General features: G+C 52.9%; 18 protein-coding genes and 1 tRNA gene. 10 read left to right on the forward strand and 9 right to left on the reverse strand.

All coding sequences use genetic code 11. The annotated features are described in order from the left end of the window. Nucleotides 1-84 precede the first annotated feature (84 nt). The 4 genes from ACSOSI_RS09985 to eptB all read left to right on the forward strand — a co-directional run bounded on the left by ACSOSI_RS09985 (nucleotide 85) and on the right by eptB (nucleotide 5,005). A complete protein-coding gene (locus ACSOSI_RS09985) occupies nucleotides 85-411 on the forward strand; it encodes a PTS lactose/cellobiose transporter subunit IIA (protein WP_261098741.1) in 327 nt (108 codons plus the stop codon). Further along, on the forward strand, nucleotides 404-1,705 hold the full coding sequence (locus tag ACSOSI_RS09990) for a 6-phospho-beta-glucosidase (RefSeq protein WP_476706998.1): 1,302 nt from the start codon (nucleotides 404-406) through the stop codon (nucleotides 1,703-1,705). The genes ACSOSI_RS09985 and ACSOSI_RS09990 overlap by 8 nt, the downstream gene beginning before the upstream one ends. A 55-nt stretch (nucleotides 1,706-1,760) precedes the next feature. Next, the gene (celB, locus tag ACSOSI_RS09995; RefSeq protein ID WP_218216157.1) at nucleotides 1,761-3,122 is read left to right on the forward strand and encodes a PTS cellobiose transporter subunit IIC; all 1,362 of its coding nucleotides are present in this window, start codon (nucleotides 1,761-1,763) and stop codon (nucleotides 3,120-3,122) included. 230 nt (nucleotides 3,123-3,352) lie between these two features. Continuing rightward, nucleotides 3,353-5,005, forward strand: coding sequence for a kdo(2)-lipid A phosphoethanolamine 7''-transferase (gene eptB, locus ACSOSI_RS10000; RefSeq protein ID WP_112362279.1), 1,653 nt, complete (start codon nucleotides 3,353-3,355; stop codon nucleotides 5,003-5,005). Between the two features lie 90 nt (nucleotides 5,006-5,095). Here eptB and proP read toward each other — a convergent pair whose 3' ends face one another. From proP to etsA, 4 genes are all read right to left on the reverse strand, one after another. Continuing rightward, entirely contained in the window at nucleotides 5,096-6,598 is a 1,503-nt protein-coding gene (gene proP / locus ACSOSI_RS10005; RefSeq protein WP_476706999.1) for a glycine betaine/L-proline transporter ProP, read from the reverse strand. A 403-nt stretch (nucleotides 6,599-7,001) separates the two neighbouring features. Beyond that, complete coding sequence (gene etsC / locus ACSOSI_RS10010; protein ID WP_476707000.1) at nucleotides 7,002-8,366, reverse strand: macrolide efflux RND transporter outer membrane subunit EtsC; 1,365 nt, start codon at nucleotides 8,364-8,366, stop codon at nucleotides 7,002-7,004. 3 nt (nucleotides 8,367-8,369) lie between these two features. Further along, entirely contained in the window at nucleotides 8,370-10,310 is a 1,941-nt protein-coding gene (locus tag ACSOSI_RS10015) for a MacB family efflux pump subunit (RefSeq protein ID WP_476707001.1), read from the reverse strand. Beyond that, nucleotides 10,307-11,488: a macrolide efflux RND transporter periplasmic adaptor subunit EtsA gene (etsA, locus tag ACSOSI_RS10020; protein WP_112362282.1), complete on the reverse strand. Its 1,182-nt coding sequence runs from the start codon at nucleotides 11,486-11,488 to the stop codon at nucleotides 10,307-10,309. The genes ACSOSI_RS10015 and etsA overlap by 4 nt, the downstream gene beginning before the upstream one ends. Nucleotides 11,489-11,742: 254 nt before the next feature. Here etsA and ACSOSI_RS10025 point away from each other — a divergent pair. The 4 genes from ACSOSI_RS10025 to ACSOSI_RS10040 all read left to right on the forward strand — a co-directional run bounded on the left by ACSOSI_RS10025 (nucleotide 11,743) and on the right by ACSOSI_RS10040 (nucleotide 13,156). Beyond that, nucleotides 11,743-11,837, forward strand: a tRNA-OTHER gene (locus tag ACSOSI_RS10025). Nucleotides 11,838-12,024: 187 nt separating this feature from the next. Then, nucleotides 12,025-12,324 (forward strand): hypothetical protein, encoded by a 300-nt coding sequence (locus ACSOSI_RS10030; protein WP_012006289.1) that lies wholly within the window; start codon nucleotides 12,025-12,027, stop codon nucleotides 12,322-12,324. 127 nt (nucleotides 12,325-12,451) lie between these two features. Then, the gene (locus ACSOSI_RS10035) at nucleotides 12,452-12,955 is read left to right on the forward strand and encodes a YlaC family protein (RefSeq protein ID WP_017892390.1); all 504 of its coding nucleotides are present in this window, start codon (nucleotides 12,452-12,454) and stop codon (nucleotides 12,953-12,955) included. 69 nt (nucleotides 12,956-13,024) lie between these two features. Beyond that, a complete protein-coding gene (locus ACSOSI_RS10040) occupies nucleotides 13,025-13,156 on the forward strand; it encodes a hypothetical protein (RefSeq protein ID WP_017892391.1) in 132 nt (43 codons plus the stop codon). Nucleotides 13,157-13,228: 72 nt separating this feature from the next. On the opposite strand, the gene ACSOSI_RS10045 is transcribed toward ACSOSI_RS10040, so the two are convergent. The 5 genes from ACSOSI_RS10045 to mdoC form a co-directional block, all read right to left on the reverse strand. Further along, nucleotides 13,229-13,357, reverse strand: coding sequence for a hypothetical protein (locus ACSOSI_RS10045; RefSeq protein WP_017892392.1), 129 nt, complete (start codon nucleotides 13,355-13,357; stop codon nucleotides 13,229-13,231). 274 nt (nucleotides 13,358-13,631) lie between these two features. After that, on the reverse strand, nucleotides 13,632-15,353 hold the full coding sequence (locus ACSOSI_RS10050) for a potassium/proton antiporter (RefSeq protein ID WP_017892393.1): 1,722 nt from the start codon (nucleotides 15,351-15,353) through the stop codon (nucleotides 13,632-13,634). 286 nt (nucleotides 15,354-15,639) lie between these two features. After that, entirely contained in the window at nucleotides 15,640-15,864 is a 225-nt protein-coding gene (locus ACSOSI_RS10055) for a hypothetical protein (protein WP_017892394.1), read from the reverse strand. Nucleotides 15,865-16,182: 318 nt separating this feature from the next. Then, the gene (locus ACSOSI_RS10060; RefSeq protein WP_261412968.1) at nucleotides 16,183-17,199 is read right to left on the reverse strand and encodes an acyltransferase family protein; all 1,017 of its coding nucleotides are present in this window, start codon (nucleotides 17,197-17,199) and stop codon (nucleotides 16,183-16,185) included. 216 nt (nucleotides 17,200-17,415) lie between these two features. Next, nucleotides 17,416-18,546, reverse strand: a complete 1,131-nt coding sequence (gene mdoC, locus ACSOSI_RS10065) for a glucans biosynthesis protein MdoC (RefSeq protein ID WP_476707002.1) — start codon at nucleotides 18,544-18,546, stop codon at nucleotides 17,416-17,418. Between the two features lie 258 nt (nucleotides 18,547-18,804). On the opposite strand from mdoC, the gene mdoG reads away from it, so the two are divergent. Both mdoG and mdoH read left to right on the forward strand, forming a co-directional pair. Then, entirely contained in the window at nucleotides 18,805-20,373 is a 1,569-nt protein-coding gene (gene mdoG / locus ACSOSI_RS10070) for a glucans biosynthesis protein MdoG (protein ID WP_012006295.1), read from the forward strand. Beyond that, nucleotides 20,366-22,927: a glucans biosynthesis glucosyltransferase MdoH gene (gene mdoH, locus ACSOSI_RS10075; RefSeq protein ID WP_012006296.1), complete on the forward strand. Its 2,562-nt coding sequence runs from the start codon at nucleotides 20,366-20,368 to the stop codon at nucleotides 22,925-22,927. The genes mdoG and mdoH overlap by 8 nt, the downstream gene beginning before the upstream one ends. Nucleotides 22,928-23,022: the final 95 nt, after the last annotated feature.

Genomic DNA, 23,022 nt, shown 5'->3' on the forward strand with positions numbered 1-23,022 from the left:
ATTCCTTTATTTATTGAATTACCACGGGTTATTTCATTAACCTGCGGTGGGATCGCCGTGTCTGGAACCAGGCCGGGGGAGGTCATGATGGATTTGGAAACTAGCGTGATGGAATTGCTGGTTCATGCCGGTAGCGCGCGCAGCTCGCTGCTTTCTGCATTGCAGTTGGCGCGTCGCGGTGAATTTGAAGCCGCCAGTGCCAGGCTGGAAGAGGCGAAGGCCGGTATTAGCCGGGCACATGGTATGCAGACGGAGCTGATTGGTATGGATGAGGGCTGTGGAAAGGTACCGGTCAGTTTAATTCTGGTGCACGCGCAGGATCATTTGATGAATGCGATGCTGATCCAGGATCTGGCTACTGACATGATCGAACTTTATCGTCGTTTACCCCAGGGGGCAGGCAATGACTAAAATCACCGTAATCGGCGGGGGCAGCAGCTACACGCCGGAGTTGGTCGAAGGATTGATTGCGCATTATCAGGACGTTCCATTAACCGAGCTGGCACTGGTCGATGTGGAGTCCGGCCGTGAGAAAGTGGGCATCATTGCCGAATTGACCAAAAGAATGCTCAAGCGCAATGGGCTGGAGCAGGTAGTGGTTTCGGTGCATTTCACTCTGGAGCCGGCCATTCTCGGTGCCAGCTTTGTGCTGACTCAGCTGCGAGTGGGGCAACTGGCCGCTCGCGCGGCCGATGAGCGTCTGGGGCTGAAATACCAGCGTCTGGGGCAGGAAACCACCGGTGTCGGCGGTTTTGCCAAGGCGTTACGCACCATCCCGGTGATGCTGGAGGTGGCTCGCGTGGTGGAGGCGGTGGCGCCGGATGCCTGGATTATCAACTTTACTAACCCGGCAGGGATCGTTACCGAAGCGGTTTCGCGTTACAGCAAGGCGAAGATTATTGGGTTGTGCAACGTGCCGATCACCATGCATCACATGATCGCCGATATGCTGAAAGCGCCACACGATCAGGTAGATCTGCGGTTTGCCGGGCTGAACCATATGGTGTGGGTGCATCAGGTGACACAAAGCGGTAAGGATGTGACCGCCAAAGTGCTGGAAATGTTAAGCAATGGCGAAACGTTGTCGATGAACAACATCAAAGACCTGCCGTGGCCTCCGGCATTTCTGCAAGCGCTGGGGGCAATCCCTTGTCCGTATCACCGCTATTTTTATCAGACCGCCGGCATGCTGGAAGAAGAGCTGGAAGCGGCTGCCGCGCAGGGAACCCGTGCCGAGCAGGTGATGAAGGTGGAAGCGGAGTTATTTGCCTTATATGCCGATCCGACGCTGGATAAAAAACCGGAGCAACTGAGTTTCCGCGGTGGTGCCTTCTATTCTGAGGTGGCGGTCGAATTGATCCGCGCCATTCACAATAACAGCGGCAAGGTGCTGGTGGTGAATACTCGCAATAACGGTGCCATTCAGGGCTTGCCCGATGATGCGGTGATTGAAACCAACTGTGTGATCGATGCACAGGGGGCGCATCCGCTGAGTTTCGGCCCGCTGCCACTGGCCATGAACGGGCTGACTCAACAGGTTAAAGATTTTGAACGCCTGACCATAGAGGCGGCGGTGCATGGCGATCGTCAGAGTGCGCTGTTGGCGCTGGTGGTGAACCCGCTGATTGGCGGTGTCGGCATTGCGCAGCCCTTGCTCGATGAGGTACTGAGCCTGAACCAGGCCTATCTGCCGCAGTTTAATTAAGTCGATATTCCATAATAACAATCACGACGGCCGGCTTTGCCGGGCAGGGGGGATGATGGCGGGTTTAAATAGCATTCTGGAACGTTACGTGTTGCCGACGGCGTTAAAAATTGCCGGGCAAAAACATATTCTGTCGGTGCGGGACGGCATAATTCTCAACATGCCGTTTATGTTAATCGGGTCATTTTTCCTGATCTTCGCTTACCTACCGATCCCCAGCTACGCCAATCTGATGGGCGAGGTGTTTGGTGCGGCGTGGCGGGATAAATTGTTGTACCCGGTCAAGGCGACCTACGACATCATGGCGATAATCTCGAGCTTTGGCATTGCCTACCGGCTGGCGGAGAAATACCGTGGAATGGATCCGCTCAGTACCGGTGCGGTTTCGCTGGTGGCGTTTATCATGACCATTCCCCAGCATACGCTGTTTACACCGGTGAAAGGGGCCGCAGAGCAAATTGTTAAAGGCGTGCTGCCGATGAATTTTATCGGCAGTCAGGGGTTGTTTGTGGCGATTGTAGTGGCGCTGTTATCGACGGAAATCTACCGTTTCGTGCATAACCGCAATCTGGTGATCAACATGCCGGAAGGGGTGCCGCCGGCGGTAGCCAAATCCTTCCTGGCCCTGATCCCGGGGTTCTGCGTGCTGGCAGTGATTTTGCTGCTGCGTTTGATTGTTGAGGCTACGCCGTTTGGCGATATCAACACCATGATCGCTACGCTTATCGGTATCCCGATGCATCACGTGGGTGGGACACTTCCGGGGATGATTTTCTCGGTGATCCTGATCGGCTTGCTGTGGACGCTGGGGCTACATGGCGACGCCATCGTGCTGGTGTTTATTCAACCGGTATGGCTGGCGAATATGTCAGAAAATCTGGTGGCGTTTCAGAGTAATCAGCCGATCCCGCACATTATCACCCAGCAATTTTACGATTTGTGGATTGCGCCCGGTGGAACTGGCGCCCTGCTGGGGCTGGTGATCTTTATGCTGTTGCGCAGCCGTAGCGCCCAGATGAAACAGTTGGGGAAAATCGCCGCGCCGGGTTGTCTGTTTAACATAAGCGAACCCATGGTGTTCGGCATCCCGTTGGTGATGAATCCGTACTTCTTCCTGCCGTTTATTCTGACTCCTGTGGTGCTGGTGATCGTGACCTACAGCGCGATGGCTACCGGGTTGGTGACGCCTCCGGTTGGCATTGCCTTGCCGTTCACCACGCCGATTTTCATTAGTGGCTATCTGGCAACCGGCGGCCATATTTCAGGAACGGTGATCCAGGTGGTCAATTTGCTGATTTCAATGGCGATTTACTATCCGTTCTTCCGCGCCTGGGATAAGCAAAAATACCGCGAAGAAAATCAGGCGGCGATGCCAGTACAAAATGCCGCGACTGATGAGCAACCGCAGACGCCATAAATGTGCACTTTCTGCGGCGGTGTTGAGTTATTGCCGCCGCAGAAAGGGAGTGAAAAAGGTCTTGCACATGAATTGTTACATTATAACAAAGTTAAATTTCTTCTTCGCAGCAACACCCGCCTAAATTGCCTGTCAGATAACCATCCAGCAGCAGGAGAGAGAAAACTCTCAACAATAACCTGTATCTGGCAAACGGTTATGAATTCACTTTGGCAAGAATGGTATCAATAATGCAGAAGTTCCGACGCTGGACCCAGTTGCAGGTCTCTTTCTTTATCGCTTTTTATCTCGGTGTGTTGCTCAATATCCCCATATTTTACCGCCGTTATCAGCAACTTCATTATGACAACTCCTTGTCGATCGGCATTGAGGTGCTCGCAGCCTTCTGTCTGGTGTGTTTTATCACGCTCCTGATTTCGTTTTTGGGGCGCAGGTTGTTCCGTGTTTTGGCATCGTTATTGGTGCTGAGTTCGGTTGCCGCCAGCTACTACATGGTGTTATTCCACGTTGATATTGGCTACGGCATTCTGGCGGCGGTGATGACTACTGACGTCGATCTTTCCAAGGAGTCGGTGGGTTGGCATTTTGGCGTGTGGGTGGTGCTGGTGAGTCTGTTGCCGTTACTGCTGATTTGGCTGGCGCCGATGCACGAAGCCAGTTATAAGCGCGCTAACCATCTGGCATGGTACAAAAAAGGTGGCGTGATGCTGGCCGCCGGGCTGCTGTGCTGGCTACCCCTGAAGCTAATGGGGCAGGTACAGGATCGTCACGATCGGGAAAATAATCAAATGATGGCCAGCTATGGCGGGGTGGTGGCCGGTAGTTATTCACCGTCCAATTGGCTCTCGGCCTTGGGGTTGTTGACTTACAGCTCATACAGCCAGGCAGAAGACAGCCGTAATCTGTTTGATCCGGCGGCGCACTTTACTTATCAACCGCCAAAAGACGTGAATGATCTGTATGTGGTGTTTGTGATTGGTGAGAGTGCCAGACGCGATCATATGGGCATTTACGGCTACCAGCGCGACAATACGCCTAACCTGGATAAGGAAACCAACCTTGCGGTGCTGCAGGGCTATTCCTGCGACACCTCGACCAAGCTCTCGCTACGTTGCATGTTTGTGAGAGAAGGCGGTGCGTCGGAAGAACCACAGCGGACCCTGAAGGAAATGAACGTATTTTCCGTGCTGAAAAAGCAGGGGTTTTCCTCGGAGCTGTTTTCAATGCAGAGCGAAGCCTGGTTTTACAACAAAACCCAGGCGGATGATTACGCGCTGAGAGAAAGCATCCAGGCGGAAAAACGCAATGCCGGCAAACCCGTGGATGATATTGCGTTGATTGACGAGTTAAAAGATTCGTTAGACCGCCACCCGCAGGGCAAGCATTTGGTGATCCTGCATACCAAGGGCTCGCACTATATGTACACTGAACGTTATCCTCGTGCTTTTGCCCGTTACCAGCCGGAATGTCAGGGTATTGATGATACTTGTTCTACGCAATCAATGATTAACTCTTACGACAACAGTCTGCTGTATACCGATTATGTCCTCGAGCAGGTTTTCAATCAGTTACGCGATCGTAATGCCATCGTGTTTTACGCCTCGGATCACGGCGAGTCGATCTCGGAAAATATGCATTTCCACGGTACCCCGCGTGACCATGCACCGCAGGCGCAGCGCACCATTCCTATTATGGTCTGGGCATCTGACAAGTTTCTTAGCCAGCCCGACCATCAGGCGGCCTTTAATCAGTTAAAAGCGCTGCAGAAGGCAAAAACGCCGGTATTCCATGAGAAACTGTTCGACAGTATTCTCGGCTGTATTGGTTATACCTCGCCGGATGGCGGTATTGTGAAACAGCATAACTGGTGCCAGGTCAACTAAACCAACCGCCAGGGATGGGGTACCAGGAGCACATTTTCCGCAATAAAAAAGCCACCTCTTCAAGAGGTGGCTTTTTACTAGAGCATGGTTTTAGTCCAGTTTTGGATGCTGGTCGACCAACGTCTGTTTTTTCTTCTCCAGCTCGGCGATCTGCTCGTTGATATCTTCGACTTTCTGTTCGATGTTGTCGTAGTTCTCCTGCAGCAGCTCTTTGGCTTCCGAGCGGTCCGAAGCGGCTGGGGTAGCACCGCGCAGCGGTTTATTGGCGGTTTCCTTCATGTACAGACCGGTGGCGAGACCTATTACCGCGACTGTCATCAGGTAGTAAGCCGGCATATACAGGTTCCCGGACGACTCGACCAACCAGGCGGCCACCGTTGGCGTTGCGCCGGCCACCAGTACCGAAATATTGAACGAAATTGCCAATGCGCTGTAGCGAATGTGCGTTGGGAACATTGCCGGCAGAATCGAAGCCATCACGCCGGTAAAGCAGTTTAACAGCACCGCCAGGACTAACAGCCCGACGAAAATCAAACCAATCACATTACTGTTGATCAAAATAAAACACGGGATCGCCAGCGCCAGCAGGCCGATACTGCCGCCAATAATAAAGGGCTTACGGCCAATGCGGTCACTGGTCATGCCGATCACCGGCTGTACGAACAGCATGCCGATCATGACGGCGATAATAATCAGAACGCCGTGATCTTCCGAGTAGTGCAGGTTATGCGACAGGTAACTCGGCATATAGGTCAGCAACATGTAATAGGTCACGTTGGTCGAAATCACGATACCGACGCACACCAACAGACTTCTCCAGTGCTTGGCCGCAATCTCTTTGAACGAAGTCCTTGACGGGTTTTCGATCGCGTTGCGGTCTTCCCTCTCCATTTTTTCCACGTGCTGCTGGAATGCCGGAGTTTCTTCCAGCGCATGTCGCAGGTACAGACCAATCAGGCCCAACGGCGCGGCGATGAAGAACGGAATACGCCAGCCCCAGTCGAGGAAGTTGGCTTCCCCAACAATGCTGGAAATCAGCACTACAACGCCGGCACCCAGCACGAAGCCGGCAATTGAGCCGAAATCAAGCCAACTGCCCATAAAGCCACGCTTGCGGTCCGGTGAGTATTCGGCGACAAAGATTGCCGCGCCGGAGTATTCGCCACCGACCGAGAAACCCTGCGCCAATTTTGCCAACAGCAGCAGCACCGGTGCCCAAATACCGATCGAAGCGTAAGAGGGGATCAGCCCGATACAGAAGGTGCTCACCGCCATGATAATGATGGTGATAGAGAGGACTTTTTGACGACCGAATTTATCGCCCATCGCACCAAAGAAGATGCCGCCTAACGGACGAACCAGGAAGGGAACGGAAAAGGTTGCCAGTGCGGCAATCATCTGTACGCCGGGCGTGGCGCCAGGGAAAAATACTTGTCCGAGGGCGTAGGCCACAAAGCCATAAACACCAAAGTCGAACCACTCCATCGCGTTGCCTAATGCCGCCGCGGTTATTGCCTTTTTCAACTTGCTGTCGTCGATAATGGTGATGTCATTAATATGCATCGGCTTATGACGTTTTTTTCTTAACTTCATATAATCATCCCTTAATCAATTTTAGTCGTACGTAGATTCGCGATCCTTCTGCCCAGTTATCAGTTTGGTTAATCTAAGCGCTATACGCAGAGATCGGCCATTGCCATTTTTTGTGTGATGCGAATCACGTAATGTTTCAATTTTCACCGGGAATATGTCATTTAGGTGACTAATTATTTTGCATCTATAGCTTAACGTTATATCTTGCGGCGATCAAATTTAGCAGTTTATCTAATGGATTTGCACCGATTTAGCGCATAAATAGATTAACTATTGTGCATATTGATGTTTTTTTGTCTGGTGAGGGATGGGTTAAGTATAGGAAGAATTGTGGTAAAAACCGGCAAAATTAATGCGTTCTGCGGCTGAAAAAAGCCTGACGCAGACGTCAGGCCGGAGAGAGTTATTGAGCTGAGCCGCCAAATTCCAGATAGAGCTGTGCCAGGTTCTGATATTGGCCGAAACGGTTTTCATCCAGCGCCAGTTCTGCCAGCCTGCGGCGATTTTGCGCATCCAGCCAGAAGCTGATGGGGACGGCACCTTGCCGGTAGCGGCTCTCATTCAAGCGTTCAGATTTTTGCGCCAACGCTAACGAAGCCCGTAAGTGTTTTTCCTGAGCTATCAATTGGCTACGCAACGACAGGGCATCGTCCACATCGGCCATGGCCTTATACAGCGCCTGTTTGAATTCCAGCACCTGCAGCTCGTAGTCACTGCGGGCAATTTTGATATCCACATCCATCTGCCGCCATTCAAGGAACGGGAGCGACAACCCAGCCCCCACCGAGGCCAACGGATTGCGCAAAAATTCCAGCAAGGCGGTACTGCTGGCACCCAATGAACCGGTCAGGCTAAATGCCGGATAGTACTGGGTACGCTTTACATCGACGTTGGCCAATGCTTCACGCAGCCGCAACTCTTTGGCGCTGATATCCGGCCGATGGCGCAGCACGTTGACCGGGATACCGGCATTGATTTGCGGCAGCGGGCCGGTGGGTAAACGGGCGGGTTCAACCAAAGCCTTGCCCGGTGGTGAACCCAATAACACGGTTTGTTCGTTCAAGGCTTGCTGACGCTCACGTAACAGCGCCAGATGGCTGCTCTCCTGATTGATCAGATTCTGCTCGGCATCCACCACGTCCAGTGAAGAGATGCTGCCGGCACGGTAGCGGGCATTGACCAACTCTAAGGTCTGCCTGGAGTAAGCGATATTTTGCTGACTGACGCCGATCCTTTGATTGATAAAACCGAGGCGCCAGTAATTTTTGCTGGCGTTGGCGAGCAATGCCAAACGCGCACTTTGCAAATCTTGTTGAGTTGCCTGACTGGCCCATTCTACGGCATCACGCTGTCTTGCCAGTTTGCCCCACAGATCGACTTCATAGCTGACGCCGAGGTTGGCGCTGCTGTTTTTATTCCACGGGGACGAATTGGACAGGGCGGTGCTGGCGCCGGTATTGAGCGTCGCGTTTACGCTGGGAGCGGTGCCGATGTCGACCCGTTGGGCCACCAACTGGGCACGATAGACACGCAATGCAGCAGCGGCCAGATCGTTATTAGCCAGCATCACCTGCTGTAGCCAGCGTTCTAGCTGGGGATCGTGGAAATCGTGCCAGGCAAAAGGGACTGACGTAGCGGCATCGGCACTGGGTTGCCATTGGGTCGGATAGTCCACCTTCGGAGATTGATATTCGCTTTTCAACGCATTGCCGCAGCCGGTGCTAAGCAGGGCTGCGAGGCATAACGTCAGGGGGGATAAAATTTTCATAAGTTACTCGCTGGCCAGTGAAATGACCGGATCCATCCGCGCCGCTTTGCGGGCCGGGAGATAACCGAAGATCATGCCGATCAGAGTGGAGCAGCAAAAGGCCACGGCGGCGGCCTGCCAGGAATAGATGGCGGTGAGCATGCCGCCCGCCAGCAGAGTGAACAGCGAGCCGGCGGCGAAAGACAGTAAAATGCCCAGTACGCCACCGATCAGGCAGACCAGCACCGCCTCGATCATAAATTGCTGCATAATGTCGCTGCGACGAGCGCCGACGGCCATACGCACACCGATTTCATGCGTCCGTTCGGTCACCGAGACCAGCATGATGTTCATCACGCCGAGGCTGCCGATGATCAGGGAAATTGAGGCCACCATCAGGATCAGCAGGCTGAGAGTCATCGAAGTTCGTTCGATCGACTTACGGAATTTATCGAGGTTGAACAACATAAAGTCTTTAACGCCGTGACGCTGGGTCAGCAACTGCTCAATGGCGGTGACAGCGGCTTCGTTGGCAACGTCATCTTTCAACCTTACGCTGATGCTGCTCAACTTGGTTTGGCCCACCATGCGGTACATGACGGTGGTATAGGGCATCCACACTCTGATGCGGTTGGGGGCAGAGTCCTGATTACTTTGAACCACGCCAATCACCCGGGCCGGTACTGCGCCAAGAAACACGATCTGGCCTAGCGGCTCAACGCCGAAATCACCGAACAACGACTGGCGTGCGTTTTCGTCAATGATCACTTCCTGTAAAGCGTTGCGGTCGTCCTGGAAATTGCGACCCTGCAGCAGAGTGAGCCCGTTAACGCGTAAATAATCGCGTCCAACACCAGTGATCGACGCGTTGGCTGATTTACTGCGAAAATGGATACTGTCTGAGGCGGTGACCTCAGGGCTGACGCTATCGACAAAGCTTTGGCGGGCCAGCGCGTCGGCATCCGCCGGTACCAGAGTGCGGATGCTGTCGATGGCATCATCAAAGAAATCACGGCCGGGGTAGATGCTGACCACGTTGGTGCCCAGGCTTTTTATACTCTCCAGCGTGCGCTGCTTGGCACCTTCACCCAGCGCGACCACCGTCACCACCGCAGCAATGCCGAAAATGATGCCGGTCATGGTCAGTGCGGTACGCAAGCGATGGGCATTCATGGCCTTCAGCGCCATCTGTAACGATTCGCGGGTGCGATCGAGCAGACTCTGCCAGTAGCCTTGAGCAACCGGAGGGGCCTTTTTCATTACTGGCAGAGGAAGTGCCGATTTACGACCACTGTCGGCGACTATCTCGCCGTCCTGCAGTTCGATAATGCGCTGTGCGTGCTGCGCCACCTTCATATCGTGAGTGACGATCACTACCGTATGGCCGCGCTGATTAAGTTCGCTGAGGATCTCCAGCACTTCCTGACCCGATCGGGTGTCCAGGGCGCCGGTGGGCTCATCCGCCAGGATAATTTCAGCCCCGTTGATTAACGAACGAGCGATACTGACGCGCTGTTGCTGGCCGCCGGAGAGTTGACCGGGTTTATGGTGTTCACGACCTTCCAGCCCCAGTCGCGCCAATAGTTGCGCCGCACGCAGTCGGCGTTGGTCTCGCTTGCTGTTGGCGTAAATCGCAGGGATCTCGACGTTGCCCAGCGCGCTGATATCCGGCATTAAATGATAACGCTGGAAGATAAAACCAATGTGTTCGCGGCGAAGCCTGGCCAGTTGGTCCGGCGATAGATGAGCCGCGTTTTGGCCGTTGATGTAATAGTCACCCTGGTCCGGCACGTCCAGACAGCCAATGATGTTCATCAGTGTGGATTTGCCGGAGCCAGAAGCACCAATGATAGCGACCAACTCCCCGGCAGCGATGCTGAGGTTAATGTCTTTCAGGACGGTGAGCGGTTGGCTGCTGTTGGTGTAGGTGCGGCCGATGCCTTTCAGCTCAATGATAGCGTTCACAGTGAGAGACCTTCCTCGCCAGGTTTGGTATTTTCCTGTACCAGCACCACGTTTTCACCTGCCTTCAATCCGGACAGGATTTGAATATCGACGTTATTGGTAATGCCGGTTTTCACCTCGCGCATTTCCAACCGGTTGTCCCCGGTCAGCACTTGTACCTGTTGCTTATTATCTGCGGTTTTATGTACCGCCTGGATCGGTACCAACAGTGCGTTTTTCGCCTCGCCGAGCAGCAATGAAACTTGCGCCGTCATGGCAATCCGCAGCCGGTTATCCGGGTTTGGGACGTCCAGCAAGGCGTTGTAATACACCGAAGCATTGGAGCTACCGGAGCCGGAGGACGAACTGCTACCGGAGACTGAATCGTCTTTCATCACCGATTCTGGCGCCAGTTCAACGGTGCGCAGCGTGGCGTCGTAACGTTTATCGGGTTCGGAGAAAATCGTGAAGTAGGCCTTTTGCCCCTGAGAAACGCGGGTAATGTCGGCCTCGGAAATCTGCGCCTTGATGGTCATTACGTCCAACTGTGCCAGTTTGACGATGGTGGGTGCGCTCTGGTTGGCATTCACCGTTTGGCCTTGCTGAGTAATCACCGCGATAACGATGCCATCCATCGGCGCCAGAATACGGGTGTAACTCAGGTCGACCTTTTTCTTGTCTACTTCAATCTGTGCCTGCACGATGCGAGCATTCAACGCGATCAGTTCGGCGCGGGTGGCGGCGAGCGTGGCCTCTGCCGTCTCAAAATCTTCGCGGGAGCCGGCTTCATCACTCAACATGCGCTTTTGGCGTTTAAAGCGGGACTCGGCCTGTTTCAACAGTGCCTGTTTGGCCTGCAAATCTGCCTTGGCGACGTTCAGCGCCGCTTCGGCGTTGCGCAGATCGTTGCGCTGTGGCAGATCGTCGATGTCGGCAATAGGTTGGCCTTTGGTGACCTTGTCGCCAAGTTTGACCTTCAGGGATTTGACCTGGCCGGAGACCTGTGCCCCGACGTTGACCCGTTCTATCGCATCAAGTTTGCCGGTGGCCAGTACGGCATTTTCAATATCGCCCAGACGAACCGGTGCGGTCACCGAAGCGGCTTGCGGGGGGCTTTGTAAAGAGAATACCACCAGGGCAAGGATGACCAGCAGAGCACCGATCAGGATAAACGCCAAGCGGCGCGGAGTGACTTTCATAGTGTTATCCATAACAGAAAACGATGATCCCAGAAGGCGCTATAGTGGCATCCAGCGCTTTAACTAACAATAAACATGCCGCAGACGGCCAAAGAAAAGTTTCAATGTTCAACTATCGCAAAACGAAAGTAATCACCCACCTGCGTGCGAAATAGTCAAAAATATAAGATTTCTCTGCAAATGCAGCGGTTCATAGTACCAAAACTTGAATCCATAACATTAATATGGATAATGACATCCCGAAGCAAAGGAATGCGCTATTAACTCAGTTGGCAGAGTGGTTGGTTTTAAAATGCTTTATTGGCTACAAAATTGATAGACGCGGGTTCGAGTCCTGCATAGCGCGCCAGCTTCCTTTTGTGAACCGTTACCGTAAAGTGCACCCGGGTTGATTTGCACTATCGGCTCCTTATTGGGTTTTTCGGGTGTGCTTTACCGTAACCGTTTATCTTCCTTTCTTTATGTTTTCTTCCGTTCCAGCGATCTTTGCTAAACTGTAATCAGGCAGGTATGCTGCCCGGCAACAGGAGATCGCTATGTCAGAGTCCGATCAACTGCAGGAATTAATGCAACGCGTAGCGATACTTGAAGCCAGAGAGAAGTCGCTGACCGCCGCCTCCAACGCCTATCAGGCGATTATCACCACCATGCTCGGCAATCTGGATAAACAGGATCGCGACAAGATTATCGCGATGATAGACCAGGCGCATGAGCTGGCCTATGCTCGTGCCATCCAGCGCTGCAACGAGCCGCAAAAGCAAAAAATCAAACAGGCTGACGATATCGCTCAGCGGATGTTTATGTTTGCCCAAGGTAAAAATTCCCTGCAACGTTAGCCATTAGAGGTATAACAGTTACCCATTTAAAATTGCTTAACTGATCTACCTGCGCAAACTGTACTTGTGTTAGTTTGAGGAATGATTATTGATGGCAATAATGTCCCCCAGGCATAAGGTTGTAGCGATGGACGCGATTAAAAGCATCTTGGTAAAAGAAATCGAGCGGATCAACAGGCAGGAAGGGCGCGACGGTAAACTGCGTTTTAACAGTGAGTTTGCCCGCGATCACCGTTATCTGTGTCTCGCCATGTTTGCCGGCTATTTTGCCGTGATCGCCGTGATGTATCAGGTTCCCTATATGGGCTTCATCTCCTTCCTGGCTTTCACCGCCTTTGTGTTGTTCATGTTCGCCATGCTGCTGATTGAAATCAAACCGGTGTATCGCTTCGAGGACATCGGCGTGCTTGATCTGCGCGTATGCTATAACGGCGAGTGGTATTTCACTCGCGCACTGTCGCCGCAGTCGGTGAAGGCGTTGTTGGATGAACCCTCGATCGGGACAGCGATGAAAACACGTATGCAGGAAATCATCGCCAATAAAGGCGAAATCGATTTCTATGACGTTTACGATCTGGCGTATTCAAAGAAGCCACAGGATGAACAGCCGCAGGTGGCGGTGCTCAACTGAAGGGTTTGCGGCTGAAGAGTTGTCGATTATACTCACGCATTGAAGCCAGTTAAGCGTGAGGAATTTACCATGAGTGATGATATTTTCGATTTTGATATCGATGCCGAATTGGCGCAGGCAGAAGAGAAAGCGGCGCAGAAAGCAAAAGAACTGCCCGAGATCCTTGAGGATGAGGCAGATTGCGAAGGCTGCAAGATCTGATCGCCATCGCCAATAAAAAAACCGCTGCGGCGGTTTTTTTATTGGCGAAGATTGCGCTCGTCAGGCGGGGCGTTAATCCAGCACAAAACCCCAAATGAGTAACGCCGCCACGGTAATCAGGCAGAGTGCGGAGACGGTAATCAGTATCTTGCCCAGAATGTCTTTTTCTTGCTGCTGCTGTGCCACGTTAAAATTATCCAATTAAGAGCCTGTGGACCAAATCGGCGATACCCAGATCCAGCACAATGACCGTCAGTGCGATCCCCAGCATGGCCGATAGAAATCGAGTTTTACTGTTCAAATCAATACCCATCACCGCTATGCAGCGTTCCCAGAGTAAAGGTTAAAACGTCGGGGCTAAACGCCCGGTTTTGATAATCACAGAGTTTAAGAACCTTTCCGGGTCTATAAGTTCCGTCTGTTTTGAGGCGGTCGCTGCAGGGATTGCCACACAGCGACCGGTGTCGAGGCAGGATCAGTCAGTCACAATTCTTACGCCGATTTTACTGATGGCATTGCCATCCATCTCGGCGATGGTCCAGGTCAGGCCATCCCATTCGACCTGATCGCCTACCACGGGTTCGCCGCCAATCAGTTTAATGACGAATTGGCCCAGTGTTTGTTGTTCGTCCACACCTTCTTGCAGGTTAAGCCCATACACCTGCGAAATATCGCTCAGGCGTGCGTCCGACTGCAGGATAAAGTCGCCGAAGAAACGCTCATCCATTGTGACCACCGGCGCCTGGCTAAACAGTTTACCCAGCACTGGCAGGTCATGCTCGTGGCCGATAACGCACAGAATGTCATCTTCGCGCAACCGCGTGCTCCCGCTAGGGTGCAACAACTCTTTACCACGGAACAGTGCGGCAATACGCGTGCCGGGTGGCATTTTCAATTCACGCAGTGCAGCACCCACACACCAGTTTTCCGACGAGAGCTGATAAACGAACTGTTCCCATTGGTTTTCCGGGTGTACGTCCAACCCGACCCGTGAAATAGGCGCCAGGGCCGGCGGTACTATAACCTTGGCTTTCTTCGCGGCGAACGACAGTGTCGTGCCTTGCAACAACAGTGAAACCAGCACCACAAAAAAGGCCACGTTGAAGAACAACTGCGCATTTGGCAACCCGGCCATCATCGGGAATACGGCCAAAATAACCGGTACGGCGCCGCGCAAACCGACCCAGGAAATAAAGCTGCGTTCACGGAGAGTAAAACTGCGAAACGGCAGTAACCCGATAAACACGGAAAGCGGCCGGGCGAACAGGATCATCCATAACGACAGCAGCAGGGCAGGGATGGCAATAGGTAACAACTCGTGCGGGTTGAGCAGCAACCCCAGCACCAGGAACATGCCGATCTGGCTCAGCCAGGCCAGACCGTCAAAGGTTTGGACAATGCCGTGTCGGTTACGGATTGGCCGGTTGCCCAGCGTCAGCCCACACAGGTACACCGCCAGTATGCCGCTGCCATCCAGCGCAGTGGTCAGCGCAAAAATCAAAATGCCGCCGCTGACGGCCAGCAGTGGGTAGAGACCCTCGGCCAGTTTGATGTGGTTGATCAAGGTCAGCAGCAGCCAGCCGCCGCCGAGCCCAAAGACAATGCCCATACCAAACTGCTGAAGCAGATGGACAGGGAACATCCAGCTCAGCGTGGTTTCGCCGGCGGAGATCATCGCAATCAGGGTGATGGTAAGAAAAACCGCCATCGGATCGTTGCTACCAGACTCAATTTCCAGCGTGGCGCTGACGCGTTCGTTAAGCCCTTTACCGCCGAGGAGTGAAAATACCGCTGCGGCGTCGGTGGAGCCGATAATGGCACCAATCAGCATACCCTGTAGCAGATCGAGGTTGAACAACCAGGCGGCGGCCAGCCCGGTCAGCCCGGCGGTGATCACCACGCCGACGGTGGCGAGGGAAAGTGCCGGCCAAAGTGCCACACGAAACGAACTGACGCGGGTGCGCATGCCGCCATCGAGCAGGATCACGGCCAGTGCCAGGTTACTGACCAGATAGGCCACCGGGTAATTACTGAAAACGATACCGCCCGGACCATCGACCCCCGCCAGCATGCCGATAGCGAGGAAGATCACCAGAATGGGAATACCCAGGCGTGAAGAAAATGAACTGAGAAGAATACTTGCTCCCACCAACACGGCACCGATGATGAACAAACTGTTAATGGTGCTGGCATCCAAAATAACGTTCTCCTGCAGGCTGGGGGAAAGGCGTTGCGCGCGGGCGCAGATACCCCATGATGATAGCCTGTTTTTTAGGTAAAACGCCAAGGGTGATTCGAAAACAGTTTGGCATTTATTGTCATTTAAGGGAGAAAGTATGAGGAAGTGGGGAGAAAACGATGAACTTCTCGCTTTTATCTATAGTTATCAGCTTGCTGTGGTTCTATGCGAGCAATAAACTGTCGGGAAGGAAAAACCATTAAACCCCCGCGAGGAGGCTTAATGGTTTGCAGGCGTAGTGTTATTAATGATCGAGTGATTGCAAAGCCCGCTTGATCAGCTCGGCAGCCAGTTTTCGTTCTGACTCTGAAATGCCGTCAAGGTTAAGGCTGGAAAGCTCGGTGACCAGAATGCTGCGGTCCTTGCCGCTGATTGATGCATCCAGTGCGGAAAGCAACCGACCCAGAATTTTCAGCAGGGTGGCATTTTCTGGTACGGCTTCCGGAGCCGAAGTGTCTTTATCAGTCATTAAAAATCCTCTCTGTCGTGACGGAAGGGAGATACTGCAAACATTGCCGCAATGAAAACGACAACGCCGTCCCTCAGGGTTCATTGAGCCCAATCGCTACCGTAAGGCAGGGATGTGGATTTCCACTTATGCATTGCAGTTATAACAACTAGCGGCAATATGCTCCAGCATAACTTTGCCTTAACTTTCACCAGCGGGGTGAGCAATGTGTGCTCTATATCCAGTGTTTCGGCTGTGGCCCGGCAGTTATGAATGCGGCGGAAATGTGTTTTTGGTAGCCAAATCTGAGGTGAAGGCGGCCGGAGCCGCCTCGGATGTTCAGAGGGTTTTTTCTTTGGGTTGTGCCCGGTGGAAACTCGGACGTTCCAGCAGAAAATTGAGGTGCAGCCGTTGAATAAAATAGTAAGCAACCATCGGTGCGATGAGACCGAACAAGGTGCCGGCGATAATATGAGCTGACCAGTTATTAACATGCAGAAACTTGGTCAACACTATACGCAGCCCACTGGCGGCCAGGATGTGCATTAGGTAGATCACCATGCTTAACTCACCCAATCGTTTCAGCCAGGTTATGTCTGCCTTCGCCAACAAAACGGACAGGCAAATGATAAAGGTGATGGCGACCACGGCCAGGATCATGGAATACAGACCTGCATCGGTATAGGTCAGACCAAGATAGTCATGGAAACCCCATTCAAGCAGCACAAAGGCGAACATGGCTACCAGACTGGAAGTCATACTGATTCTGGCAATAGTGGCTGAGTAACGAATGGCCAAAGCACCGAGCAGGAAGAAAATCATAAAACTGGTGATATAACCAAAGTGGAAAGCCTTGGTAAGACTGTCCTGGTAGACGTATAACCCGGCACTGATGACGATCAGCGTAGGCAGGATATAGTTGAATTTATTTTTGTTATACAGCAGGGTCGCAAGGACAAACACCATAAACAGGGCATACAAGAACCAGAATTGTGCCCGTGGATGAGTAAACAACGCCAGCATGTCGTTCAGACTGGCCGAGTTGTTGGTATAGCGTGATAACACAACCTCGACGGTGCCCTGCAGCAATGACCAAATGATATAGGGGTATACGATGGTATCAATTTTACTGATGATAAAACGACCTTTTCCCTTTCTCTCTAATGACTGAACAAAAAACAAGCCAGAGAGGAAAAAGAACAACGGCATATGAAAACTGTAGATAACGCTGTCAGTCAGTTGGTAAAACGATTCTGAAAGGTGAATGCCCGCACTGTATAAACCGCGATTAACGTGGCCAAAGACCACTAAAATGATACCGATTCCCTTCGCATAGTCGACCCATGCTTCTCTCATATGATTACCCAGCCCAAGAAAAAACAAAAAAACTTACAAATCTGCATAATGAGCGTAACAGGCGATTGCCGTTTTGCAACGTGATGGCGGGAATAGGACGATTATTAGGAATATGCTCAATGTGTGAGGATGCGTAACACATTCAAAAAGTTAACGAAGACGAATTTGCTGGTGCCAGGAGATGAGGCATCACCCTGAGAGGGCGATGCCAATCGGTTATTGCGGTTTTCCGGAGAACAGAAAGCGGAGCAATGGGACGCGTTTGTGCAGCTCATATAAGGCGAAGGCACAGGAGAAGACAAACACCAAACCCAGCGCGAAGCCCAGCAGGTTATTGTCGATATGTGGTGTCACAAACGCACCATATATCAGGGTCAGTGGATGGTGCACCAGATATATAAACAGCGAGGCGTTGACCAGATAAGTGATTCGTGGCGAGTGATAATTCAGCAGGCTATGTCCAAATGAGAAAACCACGTTGGCCATCAGGATCCCCAGCAGGGTTTTGATCAGCACTTCCAGTTCAAACATATAGCTGCTGTGGGCCAGATACTTCTGATTCAGCATGTAGGCAATGAACAGCAGCAGTGAACCGAGCAGTGACCAGACAGAGGGTTTGAGGAAAATCTCTTTCAACCACACGTACTTGAAGGCGTAAGCGCCAAGGATGAAGAACGGCAGGTAGAACATCGTCTCCATGACCACGAAATTGAACAGGCCATTGGAGAGTAAATACGGCGCAAAAATTAAAATAATACGGTGCCCGGCCGAATAGAATAAAGCATAAATAAGAAAGAACAGTGAGATATTTCCTAATCCAGTCATTTTATTTATTGGATAGAGCGGGGTATTACTTTTAATGGCCTTGATTTTTTTGAACAGGTAAAAGCAAAGGGTAGTCAGTAATGACAGCGTTAATAAAAACCACAGGTGAGAAACCAGCTCCCAAACTGTTACATTTATTTTCTGGTAGAGCGAAAAATTTTCCCAGCCGTTTAATTTATCGGTGAAGTATTTCAGCATGAAAAACTGTGGCACCGTTATTAACGGGATCGAACTCAGCAGTGGGATCGCCACGCGCTCCAGCCTTACCTTCAACCACTTATGGCGTTCATAACGCTCATAGAGCAGGTATGAGAAGTAGCCGGAAATCACGAAGAACACCTGCATGCGGAAGGCATGGATGAAGTCGTTCAGCACTGTCAGCGAGAAGGAAGGGGTAGCACTGTTCACCGCCCAGGCATGGCTGGAATAGATCAGGGACAGATGAAAAGGGATACCGAGCAGCATCAAATAAGCCCGGATCGAATCGAGGAAAAACTCGCGTTGGTTGCTGCCTTTAGTCATAGGTTACCGCTGATGATTTTATCGAATGGTCATTAACACGCTTAATAAGTCGGCAATGGTTAAATCGAACCTCAAACCCTACTATAGCGTTTCACATTTTTCCATAGCGTCTTGTTGCGGGGCTTGCTACGCTGGTGTTTAGTCAGCTGCTTAAACAATGAGCCATAAACATGAACCATCCATTTATCATGTTGTCGGAAAGCTGAATAATCCATTAATATGGATTTAAATGATTTGAGCACACGAATAGGGGGGGATGTGCTAGTTAATATATTATCCAAGAAACCACGCGCCGCGAGCGTACGTTGGTTAGGTGCGACCGTATTGTTCACGCTGTTGACTTCGCCAGCATGGGCTTTTTCTATTGATGATGTGGCCAAGCAGGCGCAGGATCTGGCAGGGAAAGGCTTCGAGGCTCCGAAAAGCAACCTTCCTTCTCAATTCCGTGAGATGAAATTCGCGGACTATCAGCAAATTCAGTTCAATCACGATAAAGCCTATTGGAGCAAGCTGAAAACCCCATTCAAGCTTGAGTTTTACCATCAGGGGATGTACTTCGACACGCCGGTGAAAATCAACGAGGTCACCTCGACCACCGTCAAGCAGATCAAGTACAGCCCGGACTACTTCAACTTTGGTTCAGTGAAGCACGATCCGGATTCGGTAAAAAACCTCGGCTTCGCCGGTTTCAAGGTGATTTATCCGATCAACAGTGCGGATAAGAACGACGAAATTATGAGCCTGCTGGGCGCGAGCTATTTCCGCGTGGTAGGTAAAGGGCAGGTTTACGGGATTTCTGCCCGTGGTCTGGCCATTGATACCGCCTTGCCATCCGGTGAAGAGTTCCCGCGTTTCCGCGAATTCTGGGTTGAACGTCCGAAGCAGGGCGACAAGCACCTGGTGATTTACGCGCTGCTGGATTCACCGCGCGCTACCGGGGCTTACCGTTTTGTGGTCTATCCGGGCCGCGATACCACGGTGGACGTCGAGTCTAAAGTGTTCCTGCGCGACAAGGTCGGCAAACTGGGCATGGCACCGCTGACCAGCATGTACCTGTTCGGGCCGAACCAACCTTCACCAACTCTGAACTACCGTCCGGCGTTGCATGATTCCAACGGCCTGTCTATCCATGCCGGCAACGGCGAGTGGATCTGGCGTCCGCTGAATAATCCGAAGCATTTGTCCGTCAGCACCTATCAGGTCGAGAACCCTAAAGGTTTCGGTCTGCTGCAGCGTGGTCGTAACTTCAAGGATTACGAAGATCTGGACGATCGTTACGATCTGCGTCCAAGCGCCTGGATTGAACCGCGTGGTGACTGGGGCAAAGGTAAAGTTGAATTGGTGGAAATCCCAACGGCGGATGAAACCAATGACAACATCGTTGCTTTCTGGACTCCAGACGTGTTGCCGGATGCCAAGACACCGCTGGCGCTGAACTATCGCCTGCATTTCACCCGTGACGAAGACAAGTTGCATTCACAGGATATTGCCTACGTCAGCCAGACCATGCGCTCTACCGGTGACGTGAAGCAGTCTAACCTGATCCGCGAGCCAGACGGCAGCGTGGCATTCCTGGTTGACTTCGTCGGGCCGGTACTGAAAGGCCTGGATGGTGCTACGCCGGTTGCCGCTCAGGTAAGCATCGGTGATAACGGTGAAATGGTAGAAAACAATGTCCGCTATAATCCAGTGACCAAAGGCTGGCGCCTGACGCTGCGTCTGAAAGTGAAAGACGACAAGAAGCCGGTAGAAATGCGCGCCGCGCTGGTCAATGGTGATAAGACCCTGTCGGAAACCTGGAGCTATCAGCTACCTGCCAATGAATAAGCCTACTCAACTTGCCCAGGATTATCTTGCGGCAATGCCTCTGACCGCTGAGCGGTCGGAGGCGCTTAACCCCCAGCCTGGAGCGGATGATGCCGAGGCACTGGAGGCACTGCATCGCAAGATGGGTGCCGCCGATGCCAACGTTAATACGCTGTCGGCGGATGACGTGGCGTTGGCCTCGGTCAAGGCGCGTATCGAAAGCGCCTGGCCGGATGCGGTCAGCGATGACGATTTTGACAATGACGTGGAAGGCCGCAGTATTTTGAAGGCCACGCCACCGATTAAACGTACCAGCATGTTCCCTGAAGCCTGGCGTACCAATCCGGTGGCGCGCTTCTGGGATTCTCTGCTGGGGCGTTCACCGCACAACCGCCATGCTTCCAAAGAGGAAGCCGCCGCGGAAAACCGCTGGCGCGTGGTCGGTTCGATGCGCCGTTATGTGCTGTTGGTGCTGATGCTGGTGCAGACCGGCATCGCTACCTGGTACATGAAAACCATCTTGCCGTATCAGGGCTGGGCGCTGATCGATCCTATGGCGATGCTGGATCAGGACTTGATGCAGTCGGTGTTGCAACTGCTGCCTTACGTTTTGCAAACCGGCATTCTGATCCTGTTCGCCATTTTGTTCTGTTGGGTATCGGCCGGTTTCTGGACTGCGCTGATGGGCTTTCTGCAACTGCTGATCGGCAAAGACAAATACAGTATCTCCTCCACCATCAAGGGCGATGAGCCAATCAATCCGGCGCACCGCACCGCGTTGATCATGCCGATCTGTAACGAAGACGTCGAACGGGTGTTCGCCGGCCTGCGCGCGACCTATGAGTCGGTTGCCGCCACCGGCCAGCTTGAACATTTCGATATCTACGTGCTGAGTGACAGCTACGACCCGGATATCTGCATGGCGGAACAGAAGGCCTGGATGGAACTGTGCCGTGACGTAGATGGCCATGGCCGTATCTTTTATCGCCGCCGCCGTCGCCGCGTGAAACGTAAAAGCGGCAACATCGACGACTTCTGCCGTCGCTGGGGTGGCGAGTACAGCTATATGGTGATCCTGGACGCCGATAGCGTGATGAGCGGCGAGTGTCTCACCGGTTTGGTGCGCCTGATGGAAGCCAACCCGAACGCCGGCATCATTCAGTCTGCGCCGAAAGCTTCGGGTATGGATACGCTGTATGCCCGTGTGCAGCAGTTTGCCACCCGGGTCTACGGGCCGCTGTTTACCGCTGGCCTGCATTTCTGGCAATTGGGCGAGTCGCACTACTGGGGTCACAACGCGATTATCCGCGTGAAGCCGTTTATCGAGCACTGCGCACTGGCACCGCTGCCGGGTGAAGGCTCCTTTGCCGGTTCCATCTTGTCGCATGACTTTGTGGAAGCCGCACTGATGCGTCGTGCCGGTTGGGGCGTGTGGATTGCTTATGATCTGCCGGGCAGCTACGAAGAATTGCCGCCTAACCTGCTGGATGAACTGAAGCGTGACCGTCGCTGGTGCCACGGTAACCTGATGAACTTCCGTCTGTTCCTGGTGAAAGGCATGCACCCGGTGCACCGTGCGGTGTTCCTGACCGGTGTGATGTCCTATCTGTCGGCGCCGCTGTGGTTTATGTTCCTGGCGCTGTCCACCGCGTTGCAGGTGGTGCATACCCTGATGGAGCCGCAGTACTTCCTGCAGCCGCGTCAGCTGTTCCCGGTCTGGCCGCAGTGGCGTCCTGAACTGGCAATAGCGCTGTTCTCTACCACTCTGGTGCTGTTGTTCCTGCCCAAGCTGCTCAGTATCGTGCTGATCTGGGCGAAGGGTGCCAAAGAATACGGCGGTGGTGTGCGTCTGTTCCTGTCGATGCTGTTGGAAATGCTGTTCTCGGTGCTGTTGGCACCGGTACGGATGTTGTTCCACACGGTGTTCGTGGTCAGCGCCTTCCTCGGTTGGGAAGTGGTGTGGAATTCTCCGCAGCGTGACGATGATGACACGCCATGGAGCGAAGCCTTTAAGCGCCATGGTTCACAGATGCTGCTCGGTCTGGTCTGGGCGGGGGGTATGGCCTGGCTGGATCTGCGCTTCCTGTGGTGGTTGTCGCCAATCGTCTTCTCACTGATCCTGTCACCGATCGTTTCGTCTCTGTCGAGCCGTGCGACGCTGGGGATCAAGAGCAAGCGCGCCAAACTGTTCCTGATCCCGGAAGAGTATTCTCCTCCGCGTGAACTGCTGGCGACCGAAGAGTATCTGCAGCTTAACCGTGAACGTGCACTGGCCAATGGCTTTATGCACGCCGTGGTTAACCCGTCGTTCAATGCTTTGGCGGCTGCGCTGGCGACTGCGCGTCACCATCTGCGTGGTGCTATCGAGCGCAATCGTGAAGAGCGGGTGAATGAGGCGTTGCAACTGGGGCCGGAGAAATTGGTGAAGGGCAAACGCCTGGAACTGTTGAGCGATCCCGTTGCCTTGTCGCGCCTGCATCAACGTGTCTGGTTGTTGCCGGAAGGTGCCGCCTGGCGTGAGCATTACCAGCAATTGCCACACAATGAACGGGCTCATCCGCAAGGTCAGCGCTAAGCGTTGACCGGGTAGCCCAAACGGGGAATGCGCACAGCGTGTTCCCCGTTTTTTTTGGCTCTTCGCTGACGCAATGCTGACGATCTGCAAGGAAA

The sequence above is a fragment of the Serratia sp. AR11 genome, from assembly GCF_056376275.1.

What these genes read in the sequence shown, in the direction of transcription:
- ACSOSI_RS10060 (WP_261412968.1), bottom strand. Translation starts at nt 17,199, where the DNA reads ATGAGAGAAGCATGGGTCGACTATGCGAAGGGAATCGGTATCATTTTA.
- ACSOSI_RS10040 (WP_017892391.1), top strand. Translation starts at nt 13,025, where the DNA reads ATGAGTGATGATATTTTCGATTTTGATATCGATGCCGAATTGGCGCAG.
- ACSOSI_RS09985 (WP_261098741.1), top strand. Translation starts at nt 85, where the DNA reads ATGATGGATTTGGAAACTAGCGTGATGGAATTGCTGGTTCATGCCGGT.
- etsC (WP_476707000.1), bottom strand. Translation starts at nt 8,366, where the DNA reads ATGAAAATTTTATCCCCCCTGACGTTATGCCTCGCAGCCCTGCTTAGC.
- celB (WP_218216157.1), top strand. Translation starts at nt 1,761, where the DNA reads ATGGCGGGTTTAAATAGCATTCTGGAACGTTACGTGTTGCCGACGGCG.
- ACSOSI_RS09990 (WP_476706998.1), top strand. Translation starts at nt 404, where the DNA reads ATGACTAAAATCACCGTAATCGGCGGGGGCAGCAGCTACACGCCGGAG.
- mdoC (WP_476707002.1), bottom strand. Translation starts at nt 18,546, where the DNA reads ATGACTAAAGGCAGCAACCAACGCGAGTTTTTCCTCGATTCGATCCGG.
- eptB (WP_112362279.1), top strand. Translation starts at nt 3,353, where the DNA reads ATGCAGAAGTTCCGACGCTGGACCCAGTTGCAGGTCTCTTTCTTTATC.
- mdoH (WP_012006296.1), top strand. Translation starts at nt 20,366, where the DNA reads ATGAATAAGCCTACTCAACTTGCCCAGGATTATCTTGCGGCAATGCCT.
- ACSOSI_RS10055 (WP_017892394.1), bottom strand. Translation starts at nt 15,864, where the DNA reads ATGACTGATAAAGACACTTCGGCTCCGGAAGCCGTACCAGAAAATGCC.
- proP (WP_476706999.1), bottom strand. Translation starts at nt 6,598, where the DNA reads ATGAAGTTAAGAAAAAAACGTCATAAGCCGATGCATATTAATGACATC.
- etsA (WP_112362282.1), bottom strand. Translation starts at nt 11,488, where the DNA reads ATGAAAGTCACTCCGCGCCGCTTGGCGTTTATCCTGATCGGTGCTCTG.
- ACSOSI_RS10035 (WP_017892390.1), top strand. Translation starts at nt 12,452, where the DNA reads ATGGACGCGATTAAAAGCATCTTGGTAAAAGAAATCGAGCGGATCAAC.
- ACSOSI_RS10030 (WP_012006289.1), top strand. Translation starts at nt 12,025, where the DNA reads ATGTCAGAGTCCGATCAACTGCAGGAATTAATGCAACGCGTAGCGATA.